Here is a 20148-nt window from a genome sequence, read left to right as displayed (position 1 = left end):
CCCCTCAAGATGAGATTTCCCATTCCGCAAGGAAGTAAGATCCCTGAAAGATGATCAGGTTGATAGGTCTGAGGTGGAAGCGTGGTGACACGTGGAGCTGACAGATACTAATAGATCGAGGACTTAACCTATATTCTAATGTGAAGCATGAACATTGTTATCTAGTTTTGAGAGAACATTCTCTCCATCAGGTTTGGTGGCGATAGCGAAGAGGTCACACCCGTTCCCATACCGAACACGGAAGTTAAGCTCTTCAGCGCCGATGGTAGTTGGGGGTTTCCCCCTGTGAGAGTAGGACGCCGCCAAGCTTTTTGTTTATATCCTTCCAATGGAAGAAGTTACTTTATCCATTCCGCAGTAGCTCAGTGGTAGAGCTATCGGCTGTTAACCGATCGGTCGTAGGTTCGAGTCCTACCTGCGGAGCCATGCTTCCATAGCTCAGTAGGTAGAGCACTTCCATGGTAAGGAAGAGGTCAGCGGTTCGAGCCCGCTTGGAAGCTTTCCTCTAAATATTGTTCTGACAAGGTTTCTCGTTGATGAGAAGGCTTTTTTTTATGTCTTTTTTAATTGCTAGGGGACGCATTATCGAATTTGCAATAAGTTTGATATAGCTTCTGCATAACCTAAACGATGATAGACAGATTTGATATTAAACCCAGATATTTTGCCGATTTGATTTATTAGCATAGTAGCATGAGTATGACACATATCATGCAAATGAATTTTCTTATATCGTGCTTTTTTGCGAATCGCTCCCACTATTTATTTAAATATAAAAAGGTAGTTGAGAACGTACAATGCTAATTCGTCTAGTTGATGACAGAGCAAGGCATTCCATTGGTCAACGTTGTGCCATATAAAAGATGGAACGGTTCGAAGATAAAAGCAGCTCTTCAAAAAGCATTGAAAAAGTGAAAAAGGTAAAGCCTCTGATCATAGAGAACAGGGGCTTTTTTTGATGTTATTTTTCATCGTTCTTTTTTTGAAGTGAATCCTTCTCTCAAAAACCTTTTTCTTTCTCTGTTACTTTATCGAGTGATTCTAGGGTATACGAAAAAGTGTTGTTTCCACACAATTTTACACTAATTATGTTTCTCCTCCTGAAAATGTAGTTGATAGAATTTCATCTTCCTTTTATGCATTTTAAATGTGTCGAATTTGTGAAATAAACAATTTCCACAAACTAAAATATGTGGTAGGTCTGTCTATAGTAGGTAACACGCTACTCATTGTTATGGTGAGTATTAATAGAAGGAGTTTTCATGATTATTGCCATAACTGGTGTTGCAGATAGTAGTAAAGTTAGAGAGCCAAAAGGTGATCTGTATGACTACTATACACATGCCTTAGAAATCGGAAATTCTAAGGAAGAGCTTCTCATCTAAATGGACTTTGTAGACAAGCTCGAAAAAAATTACATGGAGGTAATAGGAAATGAGAATTAACCACAATATCGCGGCACTTAACACATTAAACCGTTTGTCTGCAAACAACGGTGCGAGCCAAAAGAACATGGAGAAACTTTCTTCTGGTCTTAAAATCAACCGTGCAGGAGATGACGCAGCAGGTCTTGCAATCTCTGAAAAAATGCGTGGACAAATTCGCGGATTAGAAATGGCTTCAAAAAACGCACAGGACGGTATCTCTCTTATCCAAACAGCTGAGGGGGCATTGACTGAAACTCACTCAATCCTTCAACGTGTTCGTGAATTAGTCGTTCAAGCTGGAAATACTGGTACACAGGATAAAGAGTCTGACCTTCAATCTATCCAAGATGAAATTAAAGCTTTACAAGAAGAAGTAGATGGAATTTCAAATCGTACAGAGTTTAACGGTAAAAAATTATTAGATGGTTCGTTTAAAGGAACCCCAGGAACACCAGCAATTCCGCCGACAGATCCAGATGATCCAGATACAGGTACACCTGCAGTTCCAGCAAGTGGTAATGCTTTAGTGTTCCAAATCGGTGCTAATGCAACTCAACAAATCTCAGTTCATATTGATAAAATGAGTACAGATGCATTGGGAGTGAAAGGTGCTAATGGAATTGTAGCGAATCAAGCGATTAAAGACATCGATGTAAGAAAGTTTGCTGATAATGCAGCAGATGCTACTGATGTTGGTTTTGATACTCAACTAAGTATTGTTGATGCAGCTATTAACCAAGTATCTGCTCAACGTGGAAAACTTGGTGCAGTACAAAACCGACTAGAGCACACGATTAACAACTTGGGTGCATCTGCTGAAAACTTAACTGCTGCTGAGTCTCGTATTCGTGACGTTGACATGGCGAAAGAAATGAGTGAGTTCACAAAGAACAACATTCTTTCTCAAGCGTCTCAAGCTATGCTTGCACAAGCGAATCAACAGCCGCAAAATGTACTTCAATTATTACGTTAATCAACCAAAAGCCCCTTTTATATAGGGGCTTTTGTTGTTTGCTTTAAATGTTGGACATGCTCAGTGACAAATAGACTCAAGAATGGAATAAATCGATTGGTAAGTAAGCTTTGTATCAATTTTCTACACATTCCTTCTTTTTGTGCTTGATTCCTTAGTTCCTTTCTTATATTCTTACTAAAGTGATGATTATCCTCTCTAACAAAAGACTCTGTACGTTCCTCTTTTTCCCCGAAAGTGAAGCATTGTTTATTTTCCTTTCCTCATCTCCAGGTTTGAATGATCTTCTTTTCCGTGTGCGGTATGTATATAAAAAGGAGTAGATGGTTTGAAAGATTTATTTGTAAAGCAAGAATGGTTTGGACATGTGCGTCAGGATGTGCTGGCAGGTATTTTAGTGGCTCTGGCTTTAATTCCTGAGGCGATTGCGTTTTCGATTATTGCGGGCGTTGATCCAAAGATTGGGTTGTATGCTTCGTTTTGTATTGCCATTGTCATTTCGTTTGTTGGTGGACGGCCAGGTATGATTTCGGCTGCTACTGGTGCTATGGCTCTGGTTATGGTTAATTTGGTAGCCGATCATGGATTGCAGTACTTGTTTGCGGCTACGATTTTAACAGGACTGATTCAAATTTTGTTTGGACTTTGCCGAGTGTCTCGTCTGATGAAATTTATTCCGAGGTCTGTGATGGTTGGTTTTGTTAATGCATTGGCAATTATGATCTTCATGGCACAGCTGCCGCATTTCGTTGGGGAATCCATGGCTATGTATGTCATGACAGGTGGAGCATTGTTGATCATTTATGTATTGCCGATGGTCACAAAAGTTATTCCCTCTCCACTTATTGCAATTATTGTGATGACGATGATTGCTGTATTTGGGCATATTGATGTCAGAACGGTTGGAGACATGGGAGAGCTTCCTAGCTCTTTGCCAACTTTTCTTATTCCCAATGTACCGTTTAGCTGGGAAACACTTGCTATCATTTTTCCTTATTCCTTAGCACTTGCGATGGTTGGTTTACTTGAATCTTTATTAACAGCACAAATTGTAGATGATATGACGGAAACGTCTAGTCGTAAAAATAAGGAAGCGAGAGGCCAAGGAATTGCCAATGTGGTGGCAGGATTTTTTGGCGGTATGGCTGGCTGTGCGATGATTGGTCAATCTGTGATTAATACAAAGGCAGGGGGACGAGGCCGGCTTTCTACCTTTGTGGCTGGTGCATTTTTAATGGTATTGATTTTTGTGCTCGGTGATGTGGTTGTTCAAATTCCGATGGCTGCTCTTGTGGCTGTCATGATCATGGTTTCTATTGGTACCTTTGATTGGAGTTCATTCCAGCAGCTGAAAAAGAACCCAAAAACAGATTCTCTTGTGATGCTTGTCACGGTCGTGACGGTGGTGTTCACTCACGATTTATCCAAGGGTGTTTTTGCAGGGGTGCTGCTTAGTGCCGTATTCTTTGTGGCTAAAATATCAAAACTCCATATTACCTCTACAGAAAGCCAAGCTGGTACATGGGTTTATCGAATTAAGGGTCAAATTTTCTTTGCTTCCGTGACTGAATTGATTCAAGCCTTCCATCATGGAAACGACTTGAACACGGTTGTGATTGATTTGTCTGAAGCGCGTATATGGGACGAATCAGGTGTGGCCGCAATTGAACGTGTGAAGGAAAAATATCGTACAGCTGGTGTAGAGGTGGACGTAGTTGGAATGGATACGTCTAGTCAAAAACTTATGAAACAAGTGATCGGATCTTAAAAAGACTTTTCTGTTTGTTACAATAGAACAAGGAAGAAAGTGAAGGATGGAGGTGGCCGGCATGCTTGTCCGTTTGAATCAGGTGCTCGGCCGGATGATGCCGCTCATTACGCCTGTCAGCGTGCTACTTGGTGTATTATTGGCGGCGTATTTAAAAGATTTCACCTTTTTGGTGCCTTGGGTGTTTGCTGTGATGACATTTTCAGGGAGCTTGTCATCTACTTTTTCAGCTTTAAAGCATACGGTGATGCATCCATTGCCTTTGATTTTATCGTTTATGATTTTGCATGTGCTGATGCCCCTTTATGCATGGTCGGCGGGGCATTTGATATTTGCGGGTGATTCTATGACGATCACCGGTTTGACGCTTGCGATGGTGATTCCGACAGGTGTGTCTAGTTTAATATGGGCGGCAATGTATAAAGGGAATGTGGGGTTAACGTTATCTATCATATTAATTGATACATTGCTTTCGCCATTGATTGTGCCAGTAAGCTTGTCAATCTTCGTTGGTACACAGGTCCATATGGACATGGTGGCGATCATGAAAGGACTATTCGGTATGGTGGTGTTGCCCTCTATTTTAGGGATGCTCGTTCGTCAGTATGCAAAGCCATCGGTGACAAAAGCAATGAGTCAGACCTTGGCTCCTTTTTCAAAATTAGGCTTGTTTGTTGTCGTATCGATTAACAGTTCTGTTGTCGCCCCATATTTGCGTGAACTGGATGCTGCATTTTTTAGCAAAGCAGCGACTGTCTTTTTCATTGCAATGAGTGGGTATGCTTTTGCGTGGTTGATTGGAAAGGCGATGAAATGTACCCAAGGAGAAATTGTGGCGATTGTGTATACGGGCGGTATGCGGAACATTAGCGCGGGTGCTGTGCTTGCCATTAGCTTTTTCCCGCCTGCTGTTGCTGTTCCTGTCGTGATTGGCATGCTGTTTCAGCAAGTGCTTGCAGCCTTGTTTGGCTTTTTACTTCATCGTTTCGAGCTGAAAGTACCTGCTGTGACTAAGTCTTTATCATGAAAAAACCTCCAACCTTTAAGGTGGAGGCTTTTTTGCGATTAATAGATGAGGTATTTTTTTCGTTTCTTTTCGAACGTTTTCAGGTCATGGTGGTATTGTTTCATGATGTGTTTGATGGAAGTGCCTTTATTGATTTCTTCTTTGATCCAGCTATTCCCGATGAGTTTATCAAAGCTGCCTGTTTGTAGGAATTGAAAGTCATTAGGATACAAGTCATGTATTGCTTTGATGATGGATAGACCTGTTTTGACTGCTTCGAATGATTTTCGGTCTGTGACATAAAGCTGTACCCCGTGAGACAAAGTCCCGGCATGTTTTGAAAAGGTAGGGGTAAATGAGACAGGTCTAAATTGAACGCCTTTTAGTTTTAACCCATTTAAATGATCTGCTAGCTCATTGCTATTGATATATGGGGCGCCAATGAGTTCGAACGGTTTTGTTGTTCCTCTGCCTTCAGAAACGTTTGTGCCTTCGATTAATCCTGTTGCTGGGTAGACAAAGGTACTATCAACGGTCGGCATGTTAGGTGAAGGGAGGACGAACGGCAGCTTCGTGTCATCGAACGTCATGGATCGTTTCCAATGTTTCATTTTGATCACTTTTACATCAGCGTTGATATGAAACTCTTTGTTAAACATGTATGCAAGTTCTCCAGTTGTCATCCCATGTCTTAATGGGATGGGATAGAGACCTACAAATGAGGCATGTTCTGGCTCTAATACGGGTCCTTCTACTTTTAGTCCGCCTATTGGGTTTGGACGATCTAAGACAACAAATGGAATGTTGTTTTCCTTAGCCGCTTCCATTGCATACGCCATCGTGTAAATATAGGTGTAATAACGAGCACCAACGTCTTGAATATCAAATAGCAGGACATCTACATTTTTGAGCATTTCAGGAGTTGGCTTTCTTGTTTTTCCATAAAGAGAGTAAACAGGCAGGCCTGTTTTTTCGTCAGTATACGATTCGACGCCTTCTCCTGCTTGTGCATCACCACGGACGCCATGTTCAGGCCCATACAAGGCAGTCAGTTTGATATCGGGGTGTTCAAATAGCAGATCGACACTGCTTTTCATGTTTGCATCAATGCCTGTAGGATTCGTAATAAGCCCTACTTTTTTCCCTTTAAGCCAAGAGAGGTTACTTGAGAGTAATGTTTCGATACCTGTTTTGACTGTTGCTTTTTTTCCTTTTGTATCTGTTCGTTCTGAATCTGCGGGGGAGGCGGCGGTCAATGTGCTGATCATGAGAATGCTAGCGAGTATCAAGCTTGCTGTCTTTTTCAAGAGAATCCCTCCTATTTGATCTGTTTGCCTTTTAAATTGAGTCCATAGCCAAATGGGTAAAGGGTTTGATTAGGATGAGTGACTGATGGGATAGCGACGGGCAATTTTCCTTTAGGTGAGGCCGCTCCAAAAATCACTTCTAGTCCCGCAGGAATATTGGGTTGATTGAATTGTCCATTTGAGTAGCCTTTAAAACCGTACACAGCCAGTAAGGCGTCGGCTTCCTCGAAATTTGCAGCATCATATGGGTTTCTAAGACTCATGATGACCAATTTTTTGTTTTGTGCTGCTGCTTCATTCATGACAGCACGAGGGAAGGCCGTTGCCCATTTTTTCGGATCCTGTACACCGTCATCAATGACGCCATCATTCACAGCCGGGTCATTTTGGACAACGTAAGAGCCGGTAATGACATAGTCAGCATTTTGAATGAGTTTGGCTGTTTCTTTGGAGAAGCTCTTATCTGCAAATGCGTATGATTGGATACGCACAGGTTTGATCTTTTTTTGTTTGATTAGTGATTCAATTGTGACGGACATTGCTTTTGTTTGATCTTCGTATGGTGCCATGAGTACGATTTTGTCATTCTTTTTAGGCTTAAAAGGCAAGGTTTTGTCGTTGTTTTTAAGGAGAGTGATTCCTTCACGTGCCATTTTTTGTTCTGCTTTTCGGTGCGACTTTTGACCAACGAGCTGTGTGGCTTTTTTGATTTTCTTCTCAAGGCTTACTGATTTATTGGCGGAAATGATGCCGCGTTTGATCTTTAATTGAAGGATTTTTTCGACAGATTGATTGATCTGAGATATCGGGATTTCTTTTGTGAGAACTGCTCTTTTTAAAGCATTGAACACATTCTCTAGGTTTTTTTCTGTCTTTAAGGACGTGACAGGTGCTGGCATGAGGGCAATGTCGACGCCTGCTTTAATAGCCATTACCACAGCTTCTTCCTGTCCGAAGTTATCTGCAATCGCTTTCATATTGAGGGCGTCTGTTACAACCACTCCTTGAAAGCCCATGTCTTCTTTTAATAAGTTTGTGATGACTTTTTTTGATAAGGTTGCTGGAACCATAATGTCCTCGCCATCTTTTTTGCTTTTATACGTTGTGTCATCAATGGCTGGGAATTGAACATGAGCGGTCATGACCATATCTGCCCCTGCGTTGATTGCTTGTTGAAATGGATACAGCTCCACCTTTTTAAGACGATCTAGATCATGTTCGACAAGCGGAAGACCGTAGTGACTATCAACAGCTGTATCACCATGTCCCGGGAAATGCTTTAATGTGGAAATGGTCTTTTCCTTTTGAAGTCCTTTCATGGTTTGCAGACCAAGTCTCGTGACAAGTTCAGGGTCAGAGCTAAAGGAACGGACACCGATGACGGGGTTATTCGGGTTATTATTTACATCAAGAACAGGAGAGAAATTTGTATTGATACCTAGAGCGTTTAATTCTTTACCGATGATTTTACCAGTGTCATAAGCATTTTTCTCACTTCGAGAGGCACCAATCGACATATTTCCTGGGAAATGTGTTCCCTTTTGTAGTCTTGTGACGATTCCGCCTTCTTGATCAATGGAAATGAGTAAAGGAATGTTGGGTGATGCTTGTTGAAATTCATGTGTGAGTTTGACGGTTTGTTTCGTATCAACGACATTTTCTGCAAATAAGATGACACCGCCTAAATGATATTTCTCTACAAGGTGAGAAACTTCTTTATTCATTTTTGTGAAGCCTGTAGGAGCGGATTCACCTTCTGCTTGCCAATTGCGAAAGTCTGGCATGAGCATTTGGCCAATTTTTTCATCCAAGGACATGTCCTGAACCATTTGTTTGGCAGTTGGGAGAGGGGCGGAGCTCACCTTTTCCGTTGGAATGGAAGAGGTGAGCAGGGCCAAAACGAGTGCAGCGGGGAACAGAGCTTTTAACATCAAATTCCTCCTTTTACTTAAAAGATTCGTAGATTGCGGTCATGATGCTTCCATAAGTACCAGTTGGGAAAAGGTCACCTTCAAATTGATTTGGGTTGACTTCAGGTGAAACGACGGGTGAATGTTTTTTATTTGTTAGCAAGACGACGCCTAGATTGTGTTTTGGATCAATCAGTGTCATCGTTCCTGTCCAGCCTGTGTGTCCATACGCTTCTTTACTTGCGTATTTCCCAAACATCCATTCCATGTCAGTATTGCCGTTTTTCCGCCAGCCTAGCCCGTAAGTTGGGTTCGTGTCTGATGATTCCGTAAAGAGATCGATAGAAGCTTGGTCAAAGATGGTTGTTTTCCCATAGCCTCCTTTATTGAGCATCAGCTGAAGCAGTACGGCCATATCTGATGTATTAGAGAAAAGTCCAGCATGTCCGGAGACACCTGCCATTGAGTAATAGGCTTTCTCATCGTGGACTTCACCTAGCAAGGTATACCTGCGAATGTTTTCAAAATCAATGACACCATCTCTTGTATTGCCTAGACGCTCGGTTGCTGCAAAATGCTTTGGCTTGAATCCCTTTTTCAGCGGATTGAACATGGTATGTTTTAGACCAAGCGGTCGATAAATCGTTGACTCTACATATTGATCAAGTGGCATACCGGTTTTTTTCTCAATGATCATGCCTAACAGCATGTAATCAATATCACTATAAATATGCTGAGTGCCTGGCTTGTATTGCAGAGGCACCTTTGGCAGCCATTTCATGGTTGTTTGTCTATCTTGAGAGAAAAAAGCGCCCGCTTGCTCTTTGCTATAAAATAAAACACTGGAAGGCAGTCCGGCAGAATGGGTGAGAAGATCCTTGACTCGAAGCTGATCTTTGCCGGTTACCTTTGCATCTGGTTTATCTTGAAAGTCTGGCAGGATGGTTTGTATTTTTTCATTTACATCTAGTTTTTGTTCATATACTAGCTTTTGCAGGGCATAGTTGGTGGCATACATTTTTGTATTGGATGCCAAATCGAACAGTGTGTTCTTTTTCATTTTCTTATAGAATTTGAGTTCTGTTGTCCCTTTATATTTTTGTCTGTAGCCATAAGCTTTTTGATGGACGATCTGACCATCCTTGATAATGATGAGTGCTGCCCCTGGAAACCCTGCTTTGATATCGTTTTGAATCATGTGATCAACCTTCCTAAGCTGCCTAGAAGAAAAACCTACTTGTTCCGGTCGTTTTGCTTTTTTTAAGACGGGATATTCTTCAGGTGCTGTTTTAGACAAAGACGATACAGGATGGGAGCTAGTTGCAAATGTTTGTACTGGTAACCCAAGGAGCATGAACAGACTTGTGATGATGAGAAAATATTTCTTCAAGAGCTAGACCTCCTATTGCTTATTTTCCTCGAATTCAACAGCCATATCATCATGAAATCCAAATAAGTATGTGAAGATAAATCCAGCGACATATGCAATGAAGAGTCCTATTAAGTAAAGTAGCATTTGATGTGTGTGAACGATAAAGGTTAATGGGAGACCTGATACCCCGATTGCTTTAGTGGCGATTTGGAAATAGGCTTGAAATGCTCCGCCGATTCCAGCACCTAGACAAGCAGTGAGGAAGGGTCTTCCGAGCGGGAGTGTGACACCGAAAATGAGCGGTTCTCCAATTCCAAGCATTCCTGAAGGAAGTCCGCCTGCAATGGCTCTTTTCAGCTTTTTCTTTTTTGTTTTCATATAAATGGCAAAGGCAGCACCGACCTGTCCTGCGCCTCCCATAGCGAGGATTGGCAGAAGCGGGTCATCTCCAATTGAATTAATCAGTTCCATATGAATAGGTGTTAGACCTTGGTGAAGTCCAGTGACAACAAGAGGAAGGAAGGTCGCACCAAGAACAAATCCGGCAAAAATACCGCCAATGTTTAATAGATAAGTAAGTCCAGAGGTGATGGCATCAGATATAAATCCGCCGACTGGCATGAAGATAACGTACGTGAAAATGCCTGTAATGAGTAGTGTGATGGTTGGTGTGACGATGATATCGAGTGATTGCGGGACGAAGCGTCTGATCCGGGTTTCAACAAGTGCCATAAAAATAGCTGCAAGAAGAACACCGATGAGTCCGCCTCTACCTGGTAGAATATTAGTGCCAAATAACATAATATCAGCAGCAGCTGGGTTAATGATGAGAATACCTGCTAATGCGCCCAATGCAGGAGAGCCACCAAATTCTTTTGCGGCGTTTGTTCCTACTAATATACCGAGATAAGCAAACAAACCTGAGCCTATAACGGTTAGGATAATCGCAGCTTGAGATTTTTCATCGAGCCAGCCTGCTTGCACGACCGCTTTTGTAATACCCGTAATAAGACCCGATGCAACGAGTGCTGGAATAATGGGAATGAAAATGCTGGCGATCCGCCGTAAGAACAGCTTGAATGGTGTGCGGTTCTTTTGTGAAATGGCTTGTTTGTTTTTCTGTGCTTCGTTGTTTAAGTCATATGAACCTGAGGCATTGAGCAGCTGTTCAAATGCACTTGATACTTGGTTGACAACACCTGTGCCTAAAATGATTTGCAGTGTTTCCGCTTCGACGACGCCAATGACGCCATCGAGTTCTTTGATCGCGGTGGTTTGCACTTTTTCACGATCAATGGGTGTAATTCGGAGACGTGTCATACAATGTGTGTGGGAAGAGATGTTTTCAGAACCACCACAGAGTGAAAGGATTTCTTTCGCCAACTGCTGATATTTTTTTTGATGACTCATGTTGAATCCCCCTTTGTTTTTCGTTTCATGGAGCGGATGGCATGCCTTGTTTTGTCAATATATTGTGCTGTCTGTTCATATTGACGGGAGGCTAAACTGAGGAACAAGACATCGATTAAATAGAGCTGTGCCATTCTAGAGGAAGTGGCAGCACTGCGAAAAGGTGCTTCATTGGAACCGGACGTTGATAGATGGACATCACACAATGCAGAAACGCTTGTATGCCCTGGATGCGTTAAAGCAATGGTTTTCACTTCATTTTCTTTTGCGAGCTGAAGGGCTTGGATGATGTCTAATGTTTCTCCTGAGAAGGATATACCGAACACAATGTCATTCTTTCCAGCATTTGCGATGACCGTAGATGCGATGTGCATGTCAGTGAAGGCTGTGGCTGCATAATTGATTCTGAGAAATTTCTGCTGGGCATCAGCTGCGACGATGCCAGATGCACCCACACCGATAAAATGGATTTGGTTTGCATTCAACAGCAGTTGAACAGCTTTTTCTAAAGCTTCTACATTTAAAATAGAGGCTGTATCTTTGATCGATTGAATGGTGTTTCCTGCTGTCTTTTGAATAATGGATTGAAGTGGTTCATCTTGTTCGATATCCCGGTAGCCTTGTTTATCAGTGTGCATTAAGTCTCCAGCGATCCGCATTTTCAAATCGTGATAGCCATCCAGCCCGAGAGACTTACAGAGGCGGATGACGGCAGAGCTGCTTGCACCGGCAGCCTGACTGATTTCATGCACTGTGCTTTTAATGACTTTGTCAGGATGGGCAAGGATATAGTCTGCAATGATTTTTTCAGATTGGGGAAGCTTTGATTTCATTGTGTGTAGTAGGGTGAGTCCGCCTGCTGACATGAGTTTCCTCCTTTAAGATTGATAACGTAAGATGGCTTTGTCGATGTGACCATCTGCTTTGTTGAGCAGGTCTTTGGCTGTCTTTTTATCTGTTTTGGTTTGGAGCATGACGATGGCTGTTTTAACTTCTAAATCGGCTGCTTCAAGGGCTTTTACGGCTTGTTCGTAGGAAGCATTGGTCACATGCTGAATGATGGTGATGGCGCGTTCTTTTAGTTTATGATTGCTTACTTTTACATCTACCATCAGGTTTTCATATACTTTGCCTTGTCTAATCATGACAGAGGTGGAAAGCATATTTAAAATCATTTTATGAGCGGATGCGGCTTTCATTCGTGTTGACCCAGTGATGACTTCTGGTCCTACGACGACTTCAATGGCGCAGTCTGCTAGTTCGCTAATCTCTGCTTGTTCATTGCAGCTGAGGGCTACTGTTTTTGCTCCAATGGTTCTAGCATAGTTTAAAGCGCCAATGATATAGGGTGTTCTGCCGCTAGCCGCGATGCCGACAACCGTATCTTTTGATGTCAGGTGGATGTGTTCTAAATCTTTTTGACCAGCTTCTTCACTGTCTTCCACATCTTCTGCTGCATGTGAAAAGGCAGAGTCTCCACCGGCCATGATGCCTACGATGACATCAGGTGAAATGCTATAGGTAGGTGGACATTCGACCGCATCCATTACCCCAATTCTGCCGCTTGTTCCAGCGCCTAGATAAATGAGTCTGCCTCCATTCGAGATGGATTCAAAGGCAAAGTCACTTGCTGTCTTTACGTCTGGAAGGACACGGTTGACGGCTTGAGCGACCTTCATATCTTCCTCATTTATCATTTGGAGCATTTCTAGCGGGCTTGCTTGTGAAATTCCCATGGTGTTAGGGTTTCTTGATTCTGTTGTCAAAGAACGCAGTTGAGATGGCTGCATGTGACATACCTCCTTATTTCTTCATTTTCAGTATATTGAGTATGATATGAAATTTCAATATTATATTTAAATACTGAAATTATATTTCAGTCAAAATGTTGTGCTGATGAGGGTTGAATAGTTAGAAAATAAAAAAAATAAAAATCCCCTTTACAAAAGGGGGACAACCTGTATATAATAACTTTTGTCAGCTTCACGGAAACAGTAAACTTGACAAACTGGCCCGTTGGTCAAGCGGTTAAGACACCGCCCTTTCACGGCGGTAACACGGGTTCGAATCCCGTACGGGTCACCATCATGTGGAGGATTAGCTCAGCTGGGAGAGCATCTGCCTTACAAGCAGAGGGTCGGCGGTTCGAGCCCGTCATCCTCCACCATATGCCGGTGTAGCTCAACTGGTAGAGCAACTGACTTGTAATCAGTAGGTTGGGGGTTCAAGTCCTCTTGCCGGCACTGTTTTTCTTTTATCAATTCCATATGTGGAGGGGTAGCGAAGTGGCTAAACGCGGCGGACTGTAAATCCGCTCCCTCCGGGTTCGGCGGTTCGAATCCGCCCCCCTCCACCATTTTTGGGCTATAGCCAAGCGGTAAGGCAACGGACTTTGACTCCGTCATGCGTTGGTTCGAATCCAGCTAGCCCAGTTAAGACACCTTTTTTAAAAAGGTGTCTTTTTTTTATTTTGACGATTGGAATGTATAACTATTCAAAATATTGTTGAGTTGAGTCAGAAGGCACCGAGAAAGTAAAATATAAGCATGAACGGAAAGGGGATGTACATATGGGAGATCAAAAGAAGGTCACGATTGTTGGGGTGCCGATGGATCTCGGTCAAATGAGAAGGGGCGTCGATATGGGGCCGAGTGCCATTCGCTGTGCTGGTGTAAAAGAAAAATTGGAATCGCTTTCATTTGGTGTCGAGGATTTAGGGGATATTCCTGTTGAGCAAAGGGATGATGAGAAAGGTCTCTATACAAGTGAAAAACTGAAAAACTTAACGGAGAATGCTGGCGCAAACCAGCTTCTTGCTGAAAAGGTTAGCAGTATTGTGCAGTCAGGTTCGTTTCCGCTGATTTTAGGCGGGGATCATAGCATTGCAATTGGTACACTAGCCGGTGTAGCCGAGCATTATGAAAATTTGGGTGTCATTTGGTATGATGCACACGGTGATTTAAATACAGAGGAAACCTCTCCTTCTGGAAATATTCATGGGATGCCACTTGCTGTCAGTCTCGGCTTTGGGCATGATGATCTAATCAATATCGGCGGTTATACACCTAAAGTAAAGCCTGAGAATGTGATCTTGATCGGTGCTCGTTCTTTAGATGAAGGAGAGCGGGCATTGATTAGAGAAAAAGGCATTAAAGTGTATACGATGCATGAAATCGATCGATTAGGGATGACGAGAGTGATGGAGGAAGCCATTGCGTATTTAAAAGAAAGAACAGATGGTGTTCATTTGTCGCTTGATTTAGATGGCCTTGATCCAGCGGAGTGCCCTGGCGTGGGAACGCCGGTTGCTGGCGGCATCAGTTATAGGGAGAGTCATCTTGCAATGGAGCTTTTAGAGGAAGCGGGTATTTTGACTTCTGCTGAGTTTGTTGAGGTGAATCCGGTATTAGATGAGAAAAATAAAACAGCAGAAGCGGCAGTTGCATTAATTGGTTCTTTAATGGGTGAAAAGCTATTATAGAGCGGGACTTGTTCCCGCTTTTTTTTATTTTGGGGAAATTTAAGGATATGTTAAGGTTTTTACCGGCTGATAAGCGTAACATGCTGTCAAAAATTTGTTACACTATTTTTTAGAGGAGAATGAAACCTTTTGGAACGAGGTTCGTATACATAAAGACCGGTGAAGGCAGAGGTTGAATATACTATGGAAACAATGATTAAAAAGAGAATTAAGCAAGTGAAAAAAGGCGACCAGAACGCATTTGCAGACATCGTAGACCTGTATAAAGACAAAATTTATCAGCTGTGCTATCGTATGCTTGGGAATGCACATGAAGCAGAAGATATTGCGCAGGAGGCGTTTATTCGTGCCTATGTGAATATTGAGAGCTTTGATGTGAATCGTAAGTTTTCCACGTGGCTGTACCGCATTGCAACCAACCTGACCATCGACCGTATTCGTAAAAAAAAGCCGGATTATTATTTAGATGCAGAGGTGGCAGGGACAGAAGGACTGAATATGTATTCTCAAATTGCGGCTGACGGCATTTTGCCAGAGGACGAGGTGGTGTCGCTTGAATTATCGAGCACCATTCAGCAAAAAATTTTAAGATTACCCGATAAATATCGCTCGGTCATCGTATTAAAGTATATTGATGAACTCTCGTTAAAAGAAATTAGTGAGATTCTGAATATACCAGTTGGTACGGTGAAAACGAGAATACACAGGGGTAGAGAGGCTCTCCGGAAACAGTTGAGAGACCTTTGAGTGAGGTGATTTTGATGAGCTGTCAGGAAAAAATCGTCCTGCTTATGCATCAGTATTTAGACGGGGACATAGAGCCCGAAGATGAAAAAGAATTAAAGAGCCATCTGCAATCGTGTGAGGAATGCCGTACTCATTTTCAACAAATTGAGAAATCCATCGCGCTCGTGCAGAGTACATCTCATATAGAAGCACCATCTGATTTCACTGCAAAGGTGATGGCAGGTCTTCCAAAGGAGAAAAAGCGTGTGTCGATTCAAAGATGGATCAAAGCTCATCCGCTAATGGTCGCCGCTGCCCTCTTTGTCATATTGATGGGAGGCAGTCTGTTTACAAGCTGGAATACGGATCATAATTTCAGTGTGTCAAAGCAGCCGAATCTCGTGGTTGAAAATGATACAGTGACGGTACCTAAAGGGGAAACCGTCAAAGGTGATGTCACTGTGAAAAATGGCAAGCTGATTGTAGAAGGCAAGGTTGATGGAAACGTAACAGTCGTCAATGGAGAACAGCTGACTGCTTCTGCCGGACAAGTCACTGGTCAAATCAATGAAATTAATGAAGTGTTTGATTGGGTTTGGTACAAAATGAAATCTACAGCACAAGATGTGATGCGGGTCATTGGTCCAGAGGAGCAAAAGTAAATCAAACAGTTTGAGAGCAGTCTCTAAGGGGACTGCTCTTTTTCTATTGATGGACAGACTTGAATGCCAGCCAGATATGGCAACTATTTTCCTTGCTGAAACAAAATGTGGTATAATAGCCACGCTATGTACTTACACATAGGCTCTTTTTTTATAAAAAATGAATCGAACGAAGAATAACTGAAAATTCTGGAGGACGAGGAAATGGCTTTAGGGGATATTCCTTTTTTGCAGTACCTCGGTAATGCTGTTGATATTCTCGTTGTTTGGTATGTGATATATAAATTAATGATGGTCATCCGCGGAACAAAAGCGGTTCAGCTTTTAAAGGGAATTGTCGTCATTGTTCTCGTCAGGATGGGAAGTGCGTATCTCGGTCTTAACACACTTCAATGGCTGATGGATCAAGCGATTACGTGGGGGTTCCTTGCGATCATTATTATTTTTCAGCCAGAGCTAAGGAGAGCGCTTGAGCAGCTTGGGCGCGGCCGTTTCTTCTCTAGAAGCGGAACACCTGTAGAGGAACAGCAGCAGAAAACGATCGAGGCAATTACAAAAGCAATTAACTATATGGCAAAACGAAGAATAGGCGCGCTGTTAACGATTGAGCGCGATACTGGAATGAATGATTACATAGAGACCGGAATTCCTTTAAATGCAAAGGTCAGTTCTGAGCTGCTGATTAATATCTTCATTCCGAATACACCGCTTCATGACGGCGCTGTGATTATGAAGCGTGATGAGATTGCAGCTGCAGCGTGTTATTTACCGCTGTCTGAAAGTCCTTTTATCTCTAAGGAGCTCGGTACACGTCACCGCGCGGCAGTTGGTATTAGTGAAGTAACGGACAGTTTAACCGTCATCGTCTCCGAGGAGACAGGCGGCATTAGTGTCGCAAGAAATGGTGATCTCCATCGAGAATTGACAGAAGAAGCGCTTGAAGAAATGCTGATTGCTGAGTTTAGTAAGAACAGCAAAGATGCTTCCTCGACCAAATGGTATTGGAGGGGCAAGAAAAATGGATAAGATTTTGAATAATCGCTGGGCCGTTAAGTTTCTTGCATTGGTCTTCGCTTTATTGCTGTATGGTGCAGTCAATTCAGCGCAAGCGCCCACGCCGAAAAAAATCGGTGAATCCTTTTTCCCAACATCGACAACAGACGAAGCAACCTTAACGGACATTCCTGTTAAAGCATATTATGACGACGAAAAGTATGTAGTCACTGGTGTGCCGCAGACAGTCAATGTCACGATTAAAGGATCAACTAGTGCTGTGAAAACAGCAAGACAAACGAAAAATTTTGAAATTTACGCAGATATGCAAAACCTGACGACAGGTACACATAAAGTCGAATTGAAGGCAAGAGATGTATCGAAAGGAATCACGTTAACGATTAATCCGTCTGTGACGACTGTGACGATACAAGAAAAAACGACAGCTGAATTCCCTGTTGAAACGGAATTTTATAATCAAAATAAAATCAAAGACGGCTATTCACCAGAGCAGCCTATTGTGAATCCGAAAAATGTCACGGTTACTGGCTCAAAAGACGTGATCGACAAAATTTCTGTCATTAAAGCATTTGTGAACTTAGAGGATGTCGATCAGCAAATTGAGAAAGAAGCGAAGCTCACTGTGTATGATAGCAGTGGGAATGAGCTACCAGTCGAAGTGAGTCCGTCTGTGGTAGATATTACGGTCCCGATTACGAGTCCAAGCAAGAAAGTTCCGTTTAAGATTGAGCGGACGGGCAGCTTGCCAGATGGGATTAGTATCTCAAGCATCGAGACAAGCCCAAGTGAGGTGACAGTCTACGGTTCTCAAAAGGTGCTGGATGCACTTGATTTTATTGACGGCGTTCAGCTGGACCTAAGCAAGATTAAAGATGATACAGAGATTGATGCCGACATTCCACTGCCAGATGGTGTGAAAAAGGTATCGCCTGAAACTGTTAAAATCAAAGTGAAGGTTGCAACAGCTGAAGAAAAAAAGATCGATAATGTCCCAATTTCTGTCGTGGGTCTGAGCAAGGATCTTAGCTCTGCATTTGTGAGTCCGTCTTCAGGGCGTCTCACACTAACAGCAAAAGGTTCAAAGAGTGCAATCGATAAACTAAAGGCTTCAGATATTGAAGCCTATATCAATGTCGGGGACTTAAACGAAGGAACACATGAGGTCAAAGTACAAGTGAATGGCCCTCAAAATGTGACATGGACTTTATCTAGATCGAAGGTCAAAGTGAAACTGACTTCTACTGATACAGAAGATCAGCCGGCTTCTACGAATGATCGGAAAGATCAATCATCCGATGATGATCAGGAAGAGAAGAGTCAAAAGGAATCTACACAAGATAAAGCAAAAAAAGAATCAAGTCAAAGACAGCGGGTCAAAGAAGATAACAAAGAGGACGCAGCGTCCTCTTGAATGGTAAAAAAGGAGCGATTGAAACATGGGCAAGTACTTTGGAACTGATGGTGTAAGGGGTGTGGCTAATAGCGAATTAACGCCAGAGCTCGCATTTAAAATTGGGAGATTTGGCGGCTATGTGCTCACGAAGGATAAAGAACGTCCAAAGGTACTCGTTGGACGAGACACGCGTGTATCTGGTCATATGTTAGAAGGAGCACTCGTAGCAGGCTTACTTTCAATTGGGGCTGAAGTCATGCGTTTAGGTGTGATCTCAACACCTGGTGTGTCTTATTTAACGAAGGCAATGGATGCAGAAGCAGGTGTCATGATTTCAGCTTCGCATAACCCAGTTCAAGACAACGGAATTAAATTTTTCGGCGGTGACGGCTTTAAACTGTCAGATGAACAGGAGAATGAAATCGAGCAGCTGATGGATCAGCCGGTCGATCAATTGCCACGCCCAGTGGGAGCCGATCTTGGAACCGTGAATGACTACTTTGAAGGCGGTCAGAAGTACTTGCAATTCTTGAAGCAGACAGCGGACGAGGATTTCACAGGCATTCACGTAGCGCTTGATTGTGCACATGGTGCAACATCTTCTCTTGCAACACATTTATTTGCAGATTTAGATGCAGATGTGTCAACAATGGGAACATCACCAAACGGATTGAATATCAACGATGGCGTAGGTTCTACTCATCCAGAGGCACTTTCTGCTTTTGTGAAAGAAAAAGGAGCCGATATTGGTCTTGCGTTTGATGGCGACGGCGACCGCTTAATTGCAGTCGATGAAAAAGGTGATATTGTAGACGGCGATCAAATTATGTACATATGTGCACGTTATCTAAAGGGTGAAGGCCGATTGAAGGATGACACGGTCGTATCAACGGTCATGAGTAACCTTGGTTTCTATAAAGCGCTTGAGAAGCAAGGCATTAAGAGCATTCAAACCGCTGTTGGTGACCGCTATGTGGTCGAGGCGATGAAAAAGGATGGCTATAATGTCGGAGGCGAGCAGTCAGGCCACTTGATTTTCCTTGATTATAATACGACAGGTGACGGCATGCTTTCAGCGATCATGTTGGTGAATACACTAAAAGCAACAGGAAAAACATTGTCAGAGCTTGCAGCTGAAATGGAGAAATTCCCGCAGCTTCTAGTGAATGTGAAGGTATCTGATAAGTATAAAGTGGAAGAAAATGAAAAAGTAAAAGCTGTGATCCAAGAGGTTGAAAAAGAGATGAACGGTGACGGACGCATCCTGGTTCGTCCATCAGGAACAGAACCGCTTGTACGTGTCATGGCAGAGGCGAAAACAAAAGAGCTGTGTGATGAATACGTGGCTCGCATTACGGCTGTTGTCAAAGAAGAAATGGGTATTGAGTAATCGATCAAAGCAAATCGCAAAGTAGCGGTTTGCTTTTTTTCGAATAAACGTCATAAGAGGAAAGTTCTATACGAATCATATAAGCGAGGGCAATTTGCTGCTTGCTTTCATACATAAGAGAGCACATCAAAGGTAGAACGTGACAAGCCTCATCGCATATAGTGTAGGGAGGTCTTACTTTCTCACATGAAAGGGATCACCCGCTAAATTGTGATTGACGGAGGTCAGACCTTATAGTACAATCATCCTTGTGTTACTGGATTTTTATTCTAGCAGGAAAGGCAGGGTAGATGTTCAGCCACTCTTATA

The 20148-nt window shown here is 42.7% G+C and carries 16 protein-coding genes, 7 tRNA genes and 2 rRNA genes; 19 read left to right on the top strand and 6 right to left on the bottom strand.

Features of this window, described 5'->3' with window-relative positions:
- The 8 genes from N521_RS07340 to N521_RS07310 all read left to right on the top strand — a co-directional run.
- Positions 1-131, top strand: a 23S ribosomal RNA gene (locus tag N521_RS07340); the annotation flags it as partial.
- 61 nt (positions 132-192) lie between these two features.
- Positions 193-308, top strand: a 5S ribosomal RNA gene (rrf, locus tag N521_RS07335).
- Positions 309-351: 43 nt separating this feature from the next.
- Positions 352-426 (top strand) — tRNA-Asn (locus N521_RS07330).
- A gap of 1 nt (position 427) precedes the next feature.
- A tRNA-Thr gene (locus tag N521_RS07325) sits at positions 428-500 on the top strand.
- Positions 501-1262: 762 nt separating this feature from the next.
- Positions 1263-1385, top strand: coding sequence for a hypothetical protein (locus N521_RS19880; RefSeq protein WP_265153615.1), 123 nt, complete (start codon positions 1263-1265; stop codon positions 1383-1385).
- Between the two features lie 49 nt (positions 1386-1434).
- Positions 1435-2400, top strand: coding sequence for a flagellin Hag (hag, locus tag N521_RS07320; protein ID WP_017358869.1), 966 nt, complete (start codon positions 1435-1437; stop codon positions 2398-2400).
- A gap of 328 nt (positions 2401-2728) precedes the next feature.
- Positions 2729-4168 (top strand): SulP family inorganic anion transporter, encoded by a 1440-nt coding sequence (locus N521_RS07315; RefSeq protein ID WP_035390684.1) that lies wholly within the window; start codon positions 2729-2731, stop codon positions 4166-4168.
- 46 nt (positions 4169-4214) lie between these two features.
- Positions 4215-5195, top strand: coding sequence for a bile acid:sodium symporter family protein (locus N521_RS07310; protein ID WP_079919707.1), 981 nt, complete (start codon positions 4215-4217; stop codon positions 5193-5195).
- 38 nt (positions 5196-5233) lie between these two features.
- Here N521_RS07310 and N521_RS07305 read toward each other — a convergent pair whose 3' ends face one another.
- The 6 genes from N521_RS07305 to murQ are packed head-to-tail and all read right to left on the bottom strand — an operon-like array spanning position 5234 to position 12963.
- Complete coding sequence (locus tag N521_RS07305) at positions 5234-6442, bottom strand: exo-beta-N-acetylmuramidase NamZ family protein (protein ID WP_370648324.1); 1209 nt, start codon at positions 6440-6442, stop codon at positions 5234-5236.
- Positions 6443-6492: 50 nt separating this feature from the next.
- On the bottom strand, positions 6493-8412 hold the full coding sequence (locus N521_RS07300; protein ID WP_017358873.1) for a glycoside hydrolase family 3 protein: 1920 nt from the start codon (positions 8410-8412) through the stop codon (positions 6493-6495).
- 13 nt (positions 8413-8425) lie between these two features.
- Positions 8426-9781 (bottom strand): penicillin binding protein PBP4B, encoded by a 1356-nt coding sequence (gene pbp4b, locus N521_RS07295; protein WP_035390682.1) that lies wholly within the window; start codon positions 9779-9781, stop codon positions 8426-8428.
- Positions 9782-9793: 12 nt separating this feature from the next.
- A complete protein-coding gene (locus tag N521_RS07290; protein WP_008344031.1) occupies positions 9794-11173 on the bottom strand; it encodes a PTS transporter subunit EIIC in 1380 nt (459 codons plus the stop codon).
- Positions 11170-12039, bottom strand: coding sequence for a MurR/RpiR family transcriptional regulator (locus N521_RS07285; RefSeq protein WP_007498558.1), 870 nt, complete (start codon positions 12037-12039; stop codon positions 11170-11172). Before N521_RS07285 ends, N521_RS07290 begins: the two co-directional genes overlap by 4 nt.
- Before the next feature lie 12 nt (positions 12040-12051).
- Complete coding sequence (gene murQ / locus N521_RS07280; protein WP_035390680.1) at positions 12052-12963, bottom strand: N-acetylmuramic acid 6-phosphate etherase; 912 nt, start codon at positions 12961-12963, stop codon at positions 12052-12054.
- A gap of 220 nt (positions 12964-13183) precedes the next feature.
- On the opposite strand from murQ, the gene N521_RS07275 reads away from it, so the two are divergent.
- The 11 genes from N521_RS07275 to glmM all read left to right on the top strand — a co-directional run bounded on the left by N521_RS07275 (position 13184) and on the right by glmM (position 19839).
- A tRNA-Glu gene (locus N521_RS07275) sits at positions 13184-13258 on the top strand.
- Between the two features lie 6 nt (positions 13259-13264).
- Positions 13265-13340: transfer RNA gene (locus N521_RS07270), tRNA-Val, on the top strand.
- 3 nt (positions 13341-13343) lie between these two features.
- Positions 13344-13416: transfer RNA gene (locus N521_RS07265), tRNA-Thr, on the top strand.
- 28 nt (positions 13417-13444) lie between these two features.
- Positions 13445-13529: transfer RNA gene (locus N521_RS07260), tRNA-Tyr, on the top strand.
- 4 nt (positions 13530-13533) lie between these two features.
- Positions 13534-13605 (top strand) — tRNA-Gln (locus tag N521_RS07255).
- Positions 13606-13742: 137 nt separating this feature from the next.
- A complete protein-coding gene (rocF, locus tag N521_RS07250; protein ID WP_035390678.1) occupies positions 13743-14654 on the top strand; it encodes an arginase in 912 nt (303 codons plus the stop codon).
- 183 nt (positions 14655-14837) lie between these two features.
- On the top strand, positions 14838-15401 hold the full coding sequence (sigW, locus tag N521_RS07245; RefSeq protein WP_007498553.1) for an RNA polymerase sigma factor SigW: 564 nt from the start codon (positions 14838-14840) through the stop codon (positions 15399-15401).
- 14 nt (positions 15402-15415) lie between these two features.
- Complete coding sequence (rsiW, locus tag N521_RS07240) at positions 15416-16042, top strand: anti-sigma-W factor RsiW (protein ID WP_008344028.1); 627 nt, start codon at positions 15416-15418, stop codon at positions 16040-16042.
- Positions 16043-16246: 204 nt separating this feature from the next.
- A complete protein-coding gene (gene cdaA / locus N521_RS07235) occupies positions 16247-17068 on the top strand; it encodes a diadenylate cyclase CdaA (RefSeq protein ID WP_008344027.1) in 822 nt (273 codons plus the stop codon).
- The gene (locus tag N521_RS07230; RefSeq protein ID WP_035390676.1) at positions 17061-18467 is read left to right on the top strand and encodes a CdaR family protein; all 1407 of its coding nucleotides are present in this window, start codon (positions 17061-17063) and stop codon (positions 18465-18467) included. The genes cdaA and N521_RS07230 overlap by 8 nt, the downstream gene beginning before the upstream one ends.
- Positions 18468-18492: 25 nt before the next feature.
- Complete coding sequence (gene glmM, locus N521_RS07225) at positions 18493-19839, top strand: phosphoglucosamine mutase (RefSeq protein ID WP_008360584.1); 1347 nt, start codon at positions 18493-18495, stop codon at positions 19837-19839.
- Positions 19840-20148: the final 309 nt, after the last annotated feature.

This window comes from Bacillus sp. UNC125MFCrub1.1 (genome assembly GCF_000701305.1).
In the GTDB taxonomy this organism is placed as follows: Bacteria; Bacillota; Bacilli; order Bacillales; family Bacillaceae; genus Bacillus; species Bacillus altitudinis.
The sequence above is the reverse complement of the archived record's forward strand: the minus strand, read 5'-3'. Positions and strand labels throughout refer to the sequence as shown.

Excerpts from the sequence above, each read along its gene's own strand:
- N521_RS19880 (WP_265153615.1), top strand. The coding sequence starts at position 1,263 with ATGATTATTGCCATAACTGGTGTTGCAGATAGTAGTAAAGTTAGAGAG.
- hag (WP_017358869.1), top strand. The coding sequence starts at position 1,435 with ATGAGAATTAACCACAATATCGCGGCACTTAACACATTAAACCGTTTG.
- N521_RS07310 (WP_079919707.1), top strand. The coding sequence starts at position 4,215 with ATGGAGGTGGCCGGCATGCTTGTCCGTTTGAATCAGGTGCTCGGCCGG.
- N521_RS07305 (WP_370648324.1), bottom strand. The coding sequence starts at position 6,442 with ATGATCAGCACATTGACCGCCGCCTCCCCCGCAGATTCAGAACGAACA.
- N521_RS07300 (WP_017358873.1), bottom strand. The coding sequence starts at position 8,412 with ATGTTAAAAGCTCTGTTCCCCGCTGCACTCGTTTTGGCCCTGCTCACC.
- N521_RS07290 (WP_008344031.1), bottom strand. The coding sequence starts at position 11,173 with ATGAGTCATCAAAAAAAATATCAGCAGTTGGCGAAAGAAATCCTTTCA.
- N521_RS07285 (WP_007498558.1), bottom strand. The coding sequence starts at position 12,039 with ATGTCAGCAGGCGGACTCACCCTACTACACACAATGAAATCAAAGCTT.
- murQ (WP_035390680.1), bottom strand. The coding sequence starts at position 12,963 with ATGCAGCCATCTCAACTGCGTTCTTTGACAACAGAATCAAGAAACCCT.
- rocF (WP_035390678.1), top strand. The coding sequence starts at position 13,743 with ATGGGAGATCAAAAGAAGGTCACGATTGTTGGGGTGCCGATGGATCTC.
- sigW (WP_007498553.1), top strand. The coding sequence starts at position 14,838 with ATGGAAACAATGATTAAAAAGAGAATTAAGCAAGTGAAAAAAGGCGAC.
- rsiW (WP_008344028.1), top strand. The coding sequence starts at position 15,416 with ATGAGCTGTCAGGAAAAAATCGTCCTGCTTATGCATCAGTATTTAGAC.
- cdaA (WP_008344027.1), top strand. The coding sequence starts at position 16,247 with ATGGCTTTAGGGGATATTCCTTTTTTGCAGTACCTCGGTAATGCTGTT.
- N521_RS07230 (WP_035390676.1), top strand. The coding sequence starts at position 17,061 with ATGGATAAGATTTTGAATAATCGCTGGGCCGTTAAGTTTCTTGCATTG.
- glmM (WP_008360584.1), top strand. The coding sequence starts at position 18,493 with ATGGGCAAGTACTTTGGAACTGATGGTGTAAGGGGTGTGGCTAATAGC.